The 13125-nt window shown below is 69.2% G+C and carries 10 protein-coding genes and 1 pseudogene; 2 read left to right on the forward strand and 9 right to left on the reverse strand.

Features of this window, described 5'->3' with window-relative positions:
• Positions 1 to 19: 19 nt before the first annotated feature.
• The 3 genes from ACFE7F_RS14510 to ACFE7F_RS14520 form a co-directional block, all read right to left on the reverse strand.
• Complete coding sequence (locus ACFE7F_RS14510; RefSeq protein WP_375404573.1) at positions 20 to 1327, reverse strand: ATP-binding protein; 1308 nt, start codon at positions 1325 to 1327, stop codon at positions 20 to 22.
• Between the two features lie 168 nt (positions 1328 to 1495).
• Positions 1496 to 2158 (reverse strand): response regulator transcription factor, encoded by a 663-nt coding sequence (locus ACFE7F_RS14515; RefSeq protein ID WP_375404565.1) that lies wholly within the window; start codon positions 2156 to 2158, stop codon positions 1496 to 1498.
• Between the two features lie 13 nt (positions 2159 to 2171).
• Positions 2172 to 2459 carry a hypothetical protein gene (locus tag ACFE7F_RS14520; protein WP_375404566.1) on the reverse strand — a complete coding sequence of 96 codons (288 nt, stop codon included), beginning with the start codon at positions 2457 to 2459 and terminating at the stop codon, positions 2172 to 2174.
• A gap of 99 nt (positions 2460 to 2558) precedes the next feature.
• Here ACFE7F_RS14520 and ACFE7F_RS14525 point away from each other — a divergent pair, with 99 nt between their 5' ends.
• Positions 2559 to 4337, forward strand: coding sequence for an ABC-F family ATP-binding cassette domain-containing protein (locus ACFE7F_RS14525; protein ID WP_375404567.1), 1779 nt, complete (start codon positions 2559 to 2561; stop codon positions 4335 to 4337).
• Between the two features lie 16 nt (positions 4338 to 4353).
• On the opposite strand, the gene ACFE7F_RS14530 is transcribed toward ACFE7F_RS14525, so the two are convergent.
• The 3 genes and pseudogenes from ACFE7F_RS14530 to ACFE7F_RS14540 form a co-directional block, all read right to left on the reverse strand.
• Positions 4354 to 6306 (reverse strand): tetratricopeptide repeat protein, encoded by a 1953-nt coding sequence (locus tag ACFE7F_RS14530; protein WP_375404568.1) that lies wholly within the window; start codon positions 6304 to 6306, stop codon positions 4354 to 4356.
• A pseudogene (locus tag ACFE7F_RS14535) lies at positions 6299 to 7255 on the reverse strand (sigma 54-interacting transcriptional regulator); the annotation flags it as partial. The pseudogene ACFE7F_RS14535 and the gene ACFE7F_RS14530, both read right to left, overlap by 8 nt.
• A gap of 73 nt (positions 7256 to 7328) precedes the next feature.
• A complete protein-coding gene (locus ACFE7F_RS14540) occupies positions 7329 to 8717 on the reverse strand; it encodes a TIGR03013 family XrtA/PEP-CTERM system glycosyltransferase (RefSeq protein ID WP_375404569.1) in 1389 nt (462 codons plus the stop codon).
• Between the two features lie 153 nt (positions 8718 to 8870).
• Between ACFE7F_RS14540 and ACFE7F_RS14545 the strand changes: the two genes are divergently transcribed.
• Positions 8871 to 9917 carry a mannose-1-phosphate guanylyltransferase/mannose-6-phosphate isomerase gene (locus tag ACFE7F_RS14545; protein WP_375404574.1) on the forward strand — a complete coding sequence of 349 codons (1047 nt, stop codon included), beginning with the start codon at positions 8871 to 8873 and terminating at the stop codon, positions 9915 to 9917.
• On the opposite strand, the gene ACFE7F_RS14550 is transcribed toward ACFE7F_RS14545, so the two are convergent.
• The 3 genes from ACFE7F_RS14550 to ACFE7F_RS14560 all read right to left on the reverse strand — a co-directional run bounded on the left by ACFE7F_RS14550 (position 9914) and on the right by ACFE7F_RS14560 (position 12785).
• A complete protein-coding gene (locus tag ACFE7F_RS14550; protein ID WP_375404570.1) occupies positions 9914 to 11518 on the reverse strand; it encodes a DUF6311 domain-containing protein in 1605 nt (534 codons plus the stop codon). The genes ACFE7F_RS14545 and ACFE7F_RS14550 overlap by 4 nt on opposite strands.
• A gap of 63 nt (positions 11519 to 11581) precedes the next feature.
• The gene (locus ACFE7F_RS14555) at positions 11582 to 12166 is read right to left on the reverse strand and encodes a glutathione binding-like protein (RefSeq protein ID WP_375404571.1); all 585 of its coding nucleotides are present in this window, start codon (positions 12164 to 12166) and stop codon (positions 11582 to 11584) included.
• Between the two features lie 64 nt (positions 12167 to 12230).
• A complete protein-coding gene (locus tag ACFE7F_RS14560; protein WP_375404572.1) occupies positions 12231 to 12785 on the reverse strand; it encodes a Uma2 family endonuclease in 555 nt (184 codons plus the stop codon).
• Positions 12786 to 13125 lie beyond the last annotated feature (340 nt).

The following is a 13125-nucleotide window of genomic DNA, read 5'->3' on the forward strand; positions in this document are numbered from 1 at the left end:
GCGGGAGAGGGTAAGAAGATCAGATCGCCGCCGGCAGCCTCAGCCGCACCAACAGCCCCCCCAGATCCTCGCTCTCCTCCAACCCCACCGTCCCGCCGTATATTTCCGCCACATCGCGCACGATCGCGAGCCCCAGCCCCGTCCCCGGCTTCCCCGTATCCAGCCGCGCCCCCCGGTCGAAGATGCGCCCGCGCTCCTCAGCCGGTATCCCCGGCCCATCATCCTCGACCAGGAACTCCACGAACCCGGCCTGCGCCCCGACCGTGGTGAACACGCTGCCGCCGCCGTACTTAGCCGCGTTCTCGATCAGATTGCCGAGCATTTCGTCGAGGTCCTGCCGCTCGACATGGACCTGAAGGTCGCGCGGCCCATCCACGTCGATGCGGACATGCCGGTACAGCCGCCCGACCGCGCGCTCGACCGACTCGAGCGAGGGCCAGACCTCCGCCCGGCTGTGCGCCGACCCCCGCCTGCCGACCGCCCGCGCCCGCGCCAGATGATGGTCGACCTGACGACGCATGGTCGTCGCCTCGCGCTCCACCGTCTCCGCCAGATCGTCGGCCCCCGCGGTCGCGGCGTTCATGATGACCGTCAACGGCGTCTTGAGCGCATGCGCCAGGTTGCCGGCATGCCGCCTCGCCTCCTCCGCCTGCCGCTCGTTATGCTCGATCAGCGCGTTCAGCTCGTCGACCATCGGCGCGACCTCGTCGGGCATCGCCGACCCGATGCGGTTCGACGCGCCCGCCCGCATCCGCGCGATCTCGTCGCGCACCTTTCGGAGCGGCCACAGGCCGTACAACGTCTGGAGCGCCGACAGGATGATCAGCCCGAGCGCGAGCAGCGCGAAGGAGCGGACCAGCGTCCGCCTGAGCACCGCGATCTGCTCGTTCAGCGCCTCGCGGCTCTGCGCCACCTGGAACCGCCATTTGGTCGGCGATCCCGGCAGCGTCACGTCGCGCTCGGCGACCCGCAGCTTCTCCTCGGCGAACTGCGCGCTGTCGTAGACATGGACGTCGCGGTCGTCATGGACGCGGCCGTAGGCGAGCTGGCGATCCCACAGCGAGCGCGACGAGAACGCCTCGCGCCCGCGCGCCGACACCTGCCAATAGGCCCCCGATCCCGGCTCCAGGAAGCGCTGGTCGGCGGGCTCGCGGTTGAACACCACCTCGTCCCCCGGCGCGACCTCCGAGGTGAGGAGCAGCGACTGGAGGACGTACTCCAGCTGATCGTCGAAATTCTGGGTGATCGCTGTCTTCAGCACCCGGTCGAGCGCGAAGCCTCCGCCGACGAGCAGCAACGCGATCCACGCCGCCGCGGTGAAGATCATCCGGCGGGAAAGCGAGCCGGTCGTCTTCGAGGGCTTGGCGACTAACTCCACGCCGTCATCCCCGCGAAAGCGGGGACCCATCTCCCGCCGCTCGCACACATCGGCCGATCGCTATCGACCAGCCGACCGGAGCTGGGTCCCTACTTGCGCGGGGATGACGGATGGAAGTCACGCCGGCTCGTCGAGACTATACCCAAGCCCCCGGATCGTGGTGATCACGTCCTGCCCCAGCTTCTTCCGGATCCGCGTCACGAATACCTCGATCGTGTTCGAGTCCCGGTCGAAATCCTGGTCGTATATATGCTCGATCAGCTCGGTCCGGCTGACCACCTTGCCCTTATGGTGGAGCAGGTAGGACAGCAGCTTATATTCCTGCGCGGTCAGCTTGATCGGTTCGCCCGCGCGCGTCACCTTGCCCGACCGCGTGTCCAGGCGGATGTCGCCCGCATTGAGCTCCGATGAAGCGTTCCCCGACGCACGGCGGATCAACGCGCGAAGCCTGGCGATCAGCTCCTCGGTCTGGAACGGCTTGGCCATGTAATCGTCCGCGCCCGCATCCAGCCCGGCCACCTTGTCCGACCAGCTGTCGCGCGCGGTCAGCACCAGCACGGGCGCGACCCGGCCTTCCTTGCGCCACCGGTCGAGCACCGTCAGCCCATCGACCTCGGGCAGCCCCAGATCGAGCACGATCGCGTCGTAATTCTCGGTCGAGCCCAGGAAATGCCCTTCCTCGCCGTCGGTGGCGAGGTCGACGGCGTACCCCGCGCCCTCCAACGTGTTCTTGAGCTGCATGCCCAGCGTGGGCTCGTCCTCGACGATCAGTACGCGCATCGAATCACCCCCATCAACGCCCGGTGCGACCGAGCACACCGCCCGTGCGGCCGTCGACCTCGACCCAGATCACCTGTCCATCGCGCAGGAACTTGAGCGTGTAAACCGCGGGCCCGTCGTCGAAGTCGAACCCCAGATAGCGCGCGCCGGGCATGCTGGGCACCACGCGCCGTTCGATCTCGCGCACGGGCAGCACGCGCCCCTCGCGCCGCGCCTCGAACGCTCGCTTCTGGTCGCTATGGTGCTGGGCGGCGACGGCGGGATACGCCAACGCCGCGAGCAGGAGAGCCGCCTTGATCATGCGGCGACGAGTAGGGCCAAGGCGTTGAACATGTTGTGAATGGCTCATGCAGCAACCCGCAACTTGCCGCTAGACCCCGCGGGCCCTAGCTGCACGCGCATGGCCGCACCGATATTGTCGTATGAGGGTTTGGGACTTGTCCAGGGATCGGGGTGGCTGTTCCGCCATCTCGACCTTTACATCGGCGCGCGCGACCGGCTGGCGTTGATCGGGCGCAACGGCGCGGGCAAGACGACGCTCCTGAAGCTGATCGGGAACGCGATCGACAGCGACGAGGGGCGTCGCACGATCGTGCCGGGCACGCGGGTCGTGCTGCTGGAGCAGGAGCCCGACCTGCGCGGCCATGCGACGCTTGAGGATTACGTGTCGTCCGGGGCGGACGCACCCGAGCCGCATGCGGCCGCCGCGATCGCCGACCAGCTCGGCATCGATCTGGACCGCGACGCCGCCTCGGCGAGCGGGGGCGAGCGCCGCCGCGCCGCGATCGTCCGCGCGCTGGCGCAGGAACCCGACGTGCTGCTGCTCGACGAGCCGACCAACCACCTCGATGTCGGCGCGATCGAGTGGCTGGAGGACTGGCTCCAGCGTTTCCGCGGCGCGTTCGTCGTGATCAGCCACGACCGCACCTTCCTGACCCGCCTCACTCGGCAGACGCTGTGGCTCGACCGTGGCGGCCTGCGCCGCGCGGAACTGGGCTTCGGCGGGTTCGAGGCGTGGACGGAGACCGTCTACGCCGACGAGGCGCGCCAGGCCGAACGGCTCGATGCGCGCCTGAAGCTCGAGGAGCATTGGCTCCAGCGCGGCGTCACCGGACGGCGGCGGCGCAACCAGGGGCGGCTGTCGAAGCTCCACGAGATGCGCGCCGAGCGCGCCGCGATGATGGGACCGCAAGGGTCGGCCGCGCTCTCGATCGGCTCCGACGACGTCCGCACCAAGGTGGTGATCGACGCCCGCGCCGCGACCAAGGCCTACGGCGACCGCTCGATCATCCGCGACCTGTCGCTCCGCGTCACGCGCGGCGACCGGATCGGCATCGTCGGCCGCAACGGCGCGGGCAAGACGACGCTCCTCAAGCTGCTGACGGGCGAGCTCCAGCCCGACACGGGCGAGGTCAAGCTGGCCAAGACGCTCGACGGCATCGTCATCGACCAGCAACGCTCGCTCATGGCCCCCGAAAAGACCGTGCGCGACGTGCTCGCCGACGGTGGCGACTGGATCGAGGCGCAAGGGATACGCAAGCACGTCCACGGCTACCTCAAGGAATTCCTGTTCGATCCCAACATGATAGATGCCAAGGTCGGCTCGCTATCTGGCGGCGAACGCTCCCGCCTCCTCCTCGCGCGCGAGTTCGCGCGGCCGTCGAACCTCCTCGTGCTCGACGAGCCGACCAACGACCTCGATCTCGAAACGCTCGACCTGCTCCAAGAGGTGATCGCCGATTACGACGGCACCGTGCTGATCGTCAGCCACGACCGCGACTTCCTCGACCGGACGGTGACGGTGACGCTCGGCCTCGACGGCTCGGGAACGGTGGACGTGGTCGCAGGCGGATACGAGGATTGGATACGCAAGCGTAACGACCGCGCCCCCGCTCGCCCTGCTGCCCCGAAAGCACGTACCGCAGCACCTTCGCCAACATCCGCGCGCAAACTCACCTACAAGGACCAGCGCGATTACGACCAGCTGCCCCGCCGCATCGAGGAGATCGACGCCGCCGTCGCCCGCGACGAGGCCCGGCTGGCCGACCCCGACCTTTATATCCGCGACCATGCCGGCTTCGACCGACTCATGACGACGATCGCCCGGGCTCGCGCCGAAAGGGACGCCGCCGAACTCCGCTGGCTCGAACTGGCGGAACAAGTGGAGGCACTGGGCTGACGCCCGGCCGCGCCGGTCAGCCCCGGGGAAGTTGGGCGAGCTTGGCGCGAAGCTGCCGCGCAGCTTCGGCCTTGCCGTCGGCTTCGAGCGCGGCGGCGTAGGTCGCGACGACGCCCGCGTTCATCGGCGCAAGCGCATAGGCGGCGGCACCATAGCGGCGCGCGACCGGCCCGTCGTCGTCGCCCGCATAGGCTTGCGCAAGATCGGCGAGCAGTCCGGCGTCGCCCGAGCCGAGCCGCGCGCGAACACCCTCCAGCGTTTCGATCGCGGCGTTCCAGTCTCCCGCCGCCATCTGCCACCGGCCGAGCAGCCGCCGCGCGACGTTCGCCTGCGGGTTCTGCGCAAGGTAGAGCGACAACGCGCCCGCCGCGTCGCGCGCGCGTCCCGCCCGGCCCAGCGCGTCGACCAGCCGCAACATCACCGGCTCGTCGAAACGCAGATCGGCGGCCCGTCGGTACATTTCCGCTGCCTCGGGCCAATTGCCGCGAACCGCATCGACGTCACCGAGCGCGACGAGTGCGGCGGGAGCACCGGGCGTCGCGCGGACCAACGCCTGCGCGGCTATCAGCGCCTCATCCGCGTGGCCGGTGTCCGCCAACCCGCGGATCAGGCCGACCGCATAGGTGGGATCGCTCGGCGCGCCCTTGGCGGCGGCGGCGAGCGCGGCGGGCGTCGCATCGCTCGCGAACGCGGCCGCGACGCCCTGTCGCCCCAGCATTGCGCGGTCGAGCAGACGCGCGGCCGCGGCGCGGTCGCCCATTCGCTCGAACGCGCGCGCGGCCAGCGTCAGCGCATACGGATCGGCGTCAGCCCGCTCCGCGATGGGGCGAAGCACCTCCGCTGCGCCGCCCGGATCGCCTGACCGCAGTAGCGCCGAGCCGAGCAGCGCTCTCGCGCGCAAATTCAGCGGCTGGACGTGGACCAGTGCCCGCCAATGCTCGATCGCCTGCTCGGCTTGGCCCTCGCGGTGGTCCAGAGCGCCCCACAGCAGCATCGCCCCGGGTATCGCGTCGACGCCCCCGCCGGCGCGGCTCAACATCGTGCGCGCCAGGACAGGGGCGCCCGCGCGCGCCGCCAGCACGGCCTGCAGATACAACGCCTGCGCGTCGCCCGGCCTCGCGAGCAGCGCCCTCCGCGTATGGGCGAGCATGTCGCGGTAGCGCCCGACCTCGCCCGAAGTCGCGGCATATCCGATCAGCGCGGGATAATGATACGCGTCGCGCGCCAAGGCGGCGGCGAACCAGGGCAGGCTCGCGACCGGGCCGTAGCGGGTGTGCACCAACTCGGCCTTTAGCGTCAGCGCCTCCGGGTCGCCGGGCGCGAGCGTGGCGGCGCGCGACGCGGCGATGTCGGCCGCGCCCACTTCACCGCCCGAAAAACGAATGCGGCCGAGATCGCCCCAAGCGCGTGCGTCGTTCGGCGCGGCGCGGACGAGCTCCTGCAGCATCGCCAACGCTTCGCCGCGCCGACCCTTCGCGGCATGGGCGCGGGCGCGCACGCGGGTCGCATCGGCGGCGTATGCCGGCCCCGCCCGAGCCGCGTCGGCGAGCGCTCCGTCCGGATCGCCGGCGAGCAGGCGCGCCTCGCCGACGAGATGGTAAAGTTCGGCCGCCGGGACGCCGAGTTCGTTCGCGCGGGTCAGCTCGGCGAGCGCCGGGCTACCCTCCCCCAGCCGCAGATAGACGCGCGCTAGGAGCAGATGCCCCTCGACCGACGCCGGATCGGTACGGAGCGCGGCTTGCGCGTTACTTCGCGCGGCGTTGTAGTCGCCCGCCGCGAGCGTCGTCCGGCTCGCGGCAAGCACCGATGCGACATCGACGGGAACGGGCCGGGTCGCGGCGAACACGCCCGTCATCACGCCGGCGAAGGCGAGCAGCCCGATCGCGATCGGTCGCGCTCGCGGACCAGATCTTGGTAGCGCGACCACGCGGCGGCGCTGCCGAAGCGGCGGTAGGACAGCGTCAGCCATGGAGATCGTAGCTTTTCAGCAGGTCATAGAGCGTCGGGCGGCTGATCCCGAGCAGCCGCGATGCGCCGGAGATGTTGCCGTCGGCGCGCGCGAGCGCGCGGGCGATCGCGCGCCGGTCCGCACCCTCACGTACCGCGCGCAGGTTAAGAGACACGTCATCGGGACCGCCCTGTCCCAAGTCGAGATCGGCGGCGGTGACGCGCTTGCCCTCCGTCATGATGACCGCGCGCTTGATCCGATTTTCCAGCTCGCGCACGTTACCCGGCCAAGAATGTGCGTCGATTGCGGCGGCGGCGTCGGCGGATAGGCCGATCACGTCGATCCGCATAGCCTGGGCGTGGCGAACGACGAAGTGGCGGGCGAGCAACGCCGCATCGCCCGACCGCTCGCAAAGCGCGGGGATGCGCACGACTATCTCGGCGAGCCGGTAATACAGATCTTCGCGGAAGCGGCCCTCGGCGATCATCGCATCGACGTCCCGGTGCGTCGCGCAGACGACCCGCGTATCGACGGGGATGGGCTTGCGTCCGCCTACCCGCTCGATCACGCGCTCCTGCAGGAAACGCAGCAACTTGACCTGTACCGGAAGCGGCACGTCGCCGATCTCGTCGAGGAATAACGTGCCCCCCGCCGCGCGCTCGATCCTGCCCTCGACCGCCCGTACCGCGCCGGTGAACGCCCCCTTCTCATGTCCGAAAAGCTCCGACTCCAGCAGCGTCTCGGGAATCGCGGCGCAATTGATCGCGACGAAGGCACCGCCGCGCCGGGGCGAGGCGTCGTGCAGCCCGCGCGCGAGAAGTTCCTTGCCCGTTCCGCTTGCGCCGAGCAGCATCACCGACACGTCCGCGGGCGCGACACGCCCCAGCGTCCGCGTGACCGCCGCCATTTCGGGGGAGGCGTACACGACACCGCCGAACTCGCCCGAACCGGGCGGCGCGGCGAGGCGGCGGGCGGGAGCGGAGTCGTCCTCGACAATTAGGAGCACCGGCTTGCTCATCATGTGGCCGGCCACGACGAAGCGGTCACCGAACACCCTCGGGCCACAGCACGACGCGCAGCGTCTGGAGCAGGATCAACAAATCGAGGAACGGTGAATAATTCTTGGCGTAATACAGGTCGTATTCGAGCTTGTTGCGCGCATCCTCGACCGACGCGCCGTACGGGTAGTTGATCTGTGCCCAGCCGGTGATGCCCGGCTTCACCATATGCCGCTCGGCATAGAAGGGCAGATGTCGTTCCAGGTCGTCCACGAACTGCGGACGCTCGGGCCTGGGGCCGACGAAGCTCATCTCGCCTTTCAGGACGGTCCAGGTTTGGGGCAGCTCGTCGATCCGTACCCGGCGGATTATGCGGCCGGTGCGCGTCACGCGCGGATCGTCCTGCGCCGCCCAGACCGCGCGCCCGCCGGCTTCCGCGTCGACGCGCATCGAGCGCAGCTTGATGATATCGAAGCCTTCGCCGAACAACCCGACGCGCCGTTGCCGGTAGAAGGCAGGGCCTCTCGATTCGAGCTTAATCAGCGTGGCGGTGAGCAGGATCACCGGCAGGCTGAGCCCAAGCAGCAGCAAGCCGGCGGTGATGTCGAAAGCGCGCTTGACGGTGCTCGACAGCATCTGCCCCGATGCGAAACCGTCGGAGAAGATCAGGGAGGACGGGTTGACCGACCCCAGATCGATCCGGCCGGTCTCGCGCTCCAGGAAGCTCGACATGTCGACGACCTGGACGCCCGTCGTCTTGACGCGAAGCAGGTCCTTGACCGGCAGCGCGTTGCGGCGTTCCTCGATCGCGAGCACGACCTCGACCGCGCGCAGGTCGGTGACGTAGGCGGCGAGGTTGTCGATCTCGCCGCGCGGCGTCGCGCCCTCCACGACCGGCCCCGCCTCGCCCATCGCGACGACTCCCGCAACGCAGAAGTTGACGCCAGGCGTGCGCGACAGGGCGGCGATGCGCGCGCCGCGCGCGCCCGCCCCCAGGATCACCACGCGACGCTTGAACGTCTCGCCGCCCAGCGCCCGACCGAGCGCGGCGCGCACCGCGACCAGCAGCAGCACGGCGATCGCCATCGCATAGAGGAGGTTCGATCGCCAGAAGCTGACGGAGGGCACGAGGAAGAAGACGAGCGACAGCCCGATCACGCCGATCGACACCGCGACCGCCAGCTTGGCCGCGGCGAAGCGCAGCGACCGAAAGGACCCCGCGCTGTAGGCCCCGACCGCCACGAGCGCGACTTGCAACGCGACGGCGAAGACCAGGAGCTGCGGCAGCCGCGCGCCGATCGGCCCCGCGTCGCTGCCGATCTGCCGGCATCGGACGACCCAGCCCAGCTCGCCCGCGAGCAGAAGGCAGGCCATATCGACAAGTCCAAGAAGAACCGTCGCATGCGGCACATAGTGCTTGAACAGCCTGATCACCGCCACGTCCCCGACAGGTCCCGTGTAAGCGATCCCGACACCCGTTCCGCCGGTCTGGCACCATCCGGCTAACGAAGCGTGAATCGGTCGCATTCGGAGCACGCGCCGGGTAGGGTTTCGCTCGCGTCAGCAAGGAGGGCTAAGCCGGTGAGCATCGTCATCATTCCCGTGATCCTGTCGGGGGGATCGGGAACGCGCCTGTGGCCGATGTCGCGGCCCGAGCGGCCCAAGCAGCTGCTGGCGCTGACCGCCGAGGAGACGATGCTCCAGCTCACCGCCAAACGGACCGGGGGCGACCGGTACGGCGCGCCGATCGTGGTCGCGGGCGCCGCGCACGCCGACATGGTCGACGAGCAGCTCGCGGGCGTGGGAACGACCCCCCGGGCGGTGATCCTGGAGCCCGTCGCGCGCAACACCGCCCCCGCCATCGCGCTCGCCGCGCTGGCGGCCGGGGGCGGAGCGGAGGCGCTGCTCGTGATGCCGTCGGATCACGTGATCGGCGACGTGAACGCATTCCACCAGGCGATCGAGGCGGCGGCGCCGTTCGTCGAGCGCGGGTGGCTGGTCACCTTCGGGATCGCGCCCGACAAGCCCGAGGAAGGATACGGCTGGATGCAGGTCGGTGAAGAGGTCGGCGCGGGCGTCCACCGCGTCGCGCGCTTCGTGGAGAAACCGCCGCGCGAGCAGGCTGAGGCGATGCTGACCGCGGGCGACCACGTATGGAACGGCGGGATCTTCTTGTTCCGCGCGGACGCCTATCTCGCCGCGCTCGCCGCGCATGCGCCGGGCATATTGACGGCCGCGCAGGACGCGATGGCGAGTGCACGGACCGAGGGCGGGCACACCTATCCGGGCGAAGCGGCGTTCGCGGCCTCCCCGTCCGAGTCGATCGATTACGCCGTCATGGAGCATGCCGAGCGGGTCGCCGTCGTGCCCGTGTCGATGGACTGGAGCGATGTCGGCAGCTGGGACGCGCTGCATGCGATCAGCGACGTCGACGCGGACGGCAACGCGCACCAGGGCGACGTGCTGGCAATCGACACGCGCGGCTGCCTGGTGCGCACCGACGGTATGCGCGTCGCGCTGGTCGGGGTGGAGGACCTGATCGTGGTCGCGAGCGGAAACGACCTGCTGATCCTGCCGCGCGGCCGCAGCCAGGAGGTCAAGAAGCTGACCGAGGCGATGAAGCGCACAGGCTAGCCGCAACCCGGCGGCGGCGCGGCGCGGATCGGCGGGATGAAGCGCACGCCGTCGATAGTGCGGATGCGTGCCCGCGCCCAGGCGGGGCCTTGGTCAAGGAGGATATACAGTCGCGTCGGATCGACCCGCCCCGCCTGGAACGCGCGCTCCTCCTGCGCGAGCCGGTCGCGCGTCGCCTTCGCACGGCGAGCGGTATAGGTCATCGCAGTCGGGCGGCAGGCGATGATCGCGCGCCACTGCACTTCCTCGACCAGCGCCAAATCAAGAGACGGATCGGCAGGATGGAAGGCGACCGATCCCGCATGGGCGATCATGGACGCCCAGCGCGGGTCGGCCGTGCGGCGAAAGCTCGTCGTATCGGCCGCCGCCGCGCTGCCTGCGCGGACGCTTGCGATGAAGGGTAGAAGGTTGGCGAGCTGGATCGCGCATGCGCCCGCCAGCAGAAAACGCGCGCGGGGCAGCCTGAGCGTCAGCGCGGTCGCCACGAAGCTGAGCGTGTAGGTCGCGGGCCAGAACAGGCGTCCGGCGGCGCGGATCGGGTCGAGCAGGTCGGTCGCGCCGCGCGGTAGTGTGACCGAGGCGACGACCCGACCCCGCCACATCCACTCATTCCCGAGCGCGAGCAGTCCGAGTACCGCAAAGGCAGGCAGCAACCAGGCGAGGTGCCTCAGCATCGCCCGTGCGTCGGCGCCGATCAGCCCGCGCCACGTCGCCCATGCCGCCACGGCGCAAAGCATCAGCAGGCCCGCACCCAGATATTGCAGCCCCTCGAAATTACCGCTGGATGGACTCCACCACGCATCCAACGTCATCGCGAACCGGCCGAAGCTACCCGTCGACTCGAACCGCTCGCCGGACAGACCGTGCAACGACAGCAGCACCGCCACGACCGCGACGACCAGCACCGCGCTGCCGAGCAGGCGCAGGCGGTCGGGCTCGCGAACGGCCGCGCGGAGCATTGCGGTCGCCCAGACTGCCGCCACCATGAGGAGAAGATAGCTATGGACCAGCGCAGCCAAGCCCAGCACCGCCGCCCAATGTGCGGGGCGGCGCGCGCGAACCGGATCGAGGTAGATCCAGAGCGCCCACAGGATCAGCCAATGCGCGCAAAGGTTGGGATGGCCGGCGCGGTTGATCAGCACGGGCGCGGCGGCGAGCAACAGCGTGGCCAGCGCCGCGGCGACGTCGTCGGACGCATGGGGACGGAGAAGCTTCCAGGCGAAGAACGCCTGCAACACGACGCATGCGAGCAGCCAGAGCCCGGTGAACTGAAGACCGGCGGGCAGGAACCCGGCGACCGGCCGTAGCAGCAGGCCGACTAGCGGATTGCTGTCCGTCAGCAGCAGGCTCGCGCCTTCGGGTGCCGACAGCAACGTCTGCCGCGTCGACGGCCAGACCGGCGGCGCGCGCAGGTACGCGGTCAGCCCGGCGGCGTTCTGCCCCCGGTCTTCGCCGTCGAGCAGCCAACCGATACTGGTCGGATCGACGACGCGCGGGTGCAGCCAGCCCGTGAAGAAGACGCCAGCGACGAGCAGGACCGACAGAACCGCCGCGAGGCGCGGACCCGGGTGAGTCCGAAGGATCGCTGGCGGACGGTGCATGACGCGAAGCTATGCCCGCCCGCGTCCTCGCATTCGGTTAACGCGCCGAAAGCATAAGCCGCGTCAGCTAAGCCCCTCATGCGCCATCGCCTTTGCGACCGACGGGCGCGTGATCAAGCGATCACGGAAAGCGATCAACGTATCCGGCATGCCGATCTTAAATTTGGTCGCCCAGGTCAGCATCACAAACAGGTAGAAATCGGCGGTGCTCGGCTCTTCGCCCAGGAGGTAGTCGCTCTTCATCGTGCCGGCGAGATAAGTGAGATGCTCGGCGACCTTCTGCTTGGCCTGCGCCTTTTCCTCATCCGTGCCGCCCTTGAACAACGGCGCGAAGCTTTTGTGAACCTCGCTGGAGACGTAGGTGAGCGCCTCGAGCTGGCGCGCGCGGCCCAGTGGGCCGGTAGGCTTCAAGCCGGGTGACTGGTCGGAAATCCAGTCGAGGATCGCGACATTCTCGGTCAGCGTCTCGCCCGAGTCGAGGACGAGCGCGGGCACATAGGCCTTGGGCGTTACTTGCGTGAAATCCTGGCCGTGCTCGGTCTTCTTGGTCTTGAGATCGACGCGCTCGTGCTCGAACTCGAGCCCGGCTTCATGAAGCGCGATGTGGTCGGCGAGGCTGCAGGCACCGGGTGCGTAATAAAGCTTCATGGACAGGCCTCCGTCAGATTGGCGCAAGCACCGAGAACGCCTTCCGGGCGCGCGGGTTGCGCGTTCAATCGCGCGCGAACAGCTCGGTGCGGGGGATGATGATGTCCAGCGAAGGCAGGATCAGGTCGTCACCGGTAAAGGCGACATCGGTCCAGCCACCCCCGCCGGTCCGATGGGTTACCGCGATCACTTCCTCGTCGGGGTCGATGAAGCCGATCGCGACGATACCCGCCAGGACGCGATATTCGGATAACTTCACCCCGAGATCCAGGTCGCGGGTCGAGGGCGAGAGCACCTCGATCACGATGCAAGGGTCGCGGAGCACCCGGTCCTTCGGCTCGGCCGAGCGGGTCGCGCAATCGATCGTCAAGTCGGGATAGCGAACCGACTCGTCGTTGACGCGGACCGCCATGTCTGACCCGTGAGGCCGGCATCCCGAACCGCGCACGGCCGTACGCAAGAAGCTCCAAAGGTTCATCTGAACTCGCGAGTGCGCGAAGGTACCGCCGGTCATCATGCGGATCACGCCGCGGTCCAGTTCGGCCTTCAGGTCGGAACCGAACTCGATTTGCAGGAACTGATCCGCGTTCAGGAAGCGGTCTCGAGCGCGGGTGGCCATGGGTGTGGCATACCATCATCCGCGTGACGAAAGAAGGGCCGGAGCGGGTGCTCCGGCCCTTCTGCTTGGGATCGATAGGCTGGCGCGGGCAAAGCCCGCGCTTTCGTCGGACGTGTCCGGAGGCGGAGCCTCCGGCACGCCGGCCGTTCTGATTTCGTCTTCGGGGCAGCTTCCGCTGCCCCGATGCGAAATCAGAAGTCCATGCCACCCATGCCGCCGCCCATGCCGCCGCCACCCATGGGCATCGCCGGCTTGTCCTCGGGAAGCTCGCTCACCGCCGCTTCGGTGGTGATGAGCAGGCCCGCGACCGAGGCCGCGTCCTGGAGCGCGGTGCGGACGA

Source organism: uncultured Sphingomonas sp. (assembly GCF_964235535.1).
Lineage (GTDB): Bacteria > Pseudomonadota > Alphaproteobacteria > Sphingomonadales > Sphingomonadaceae > Sphingomonas.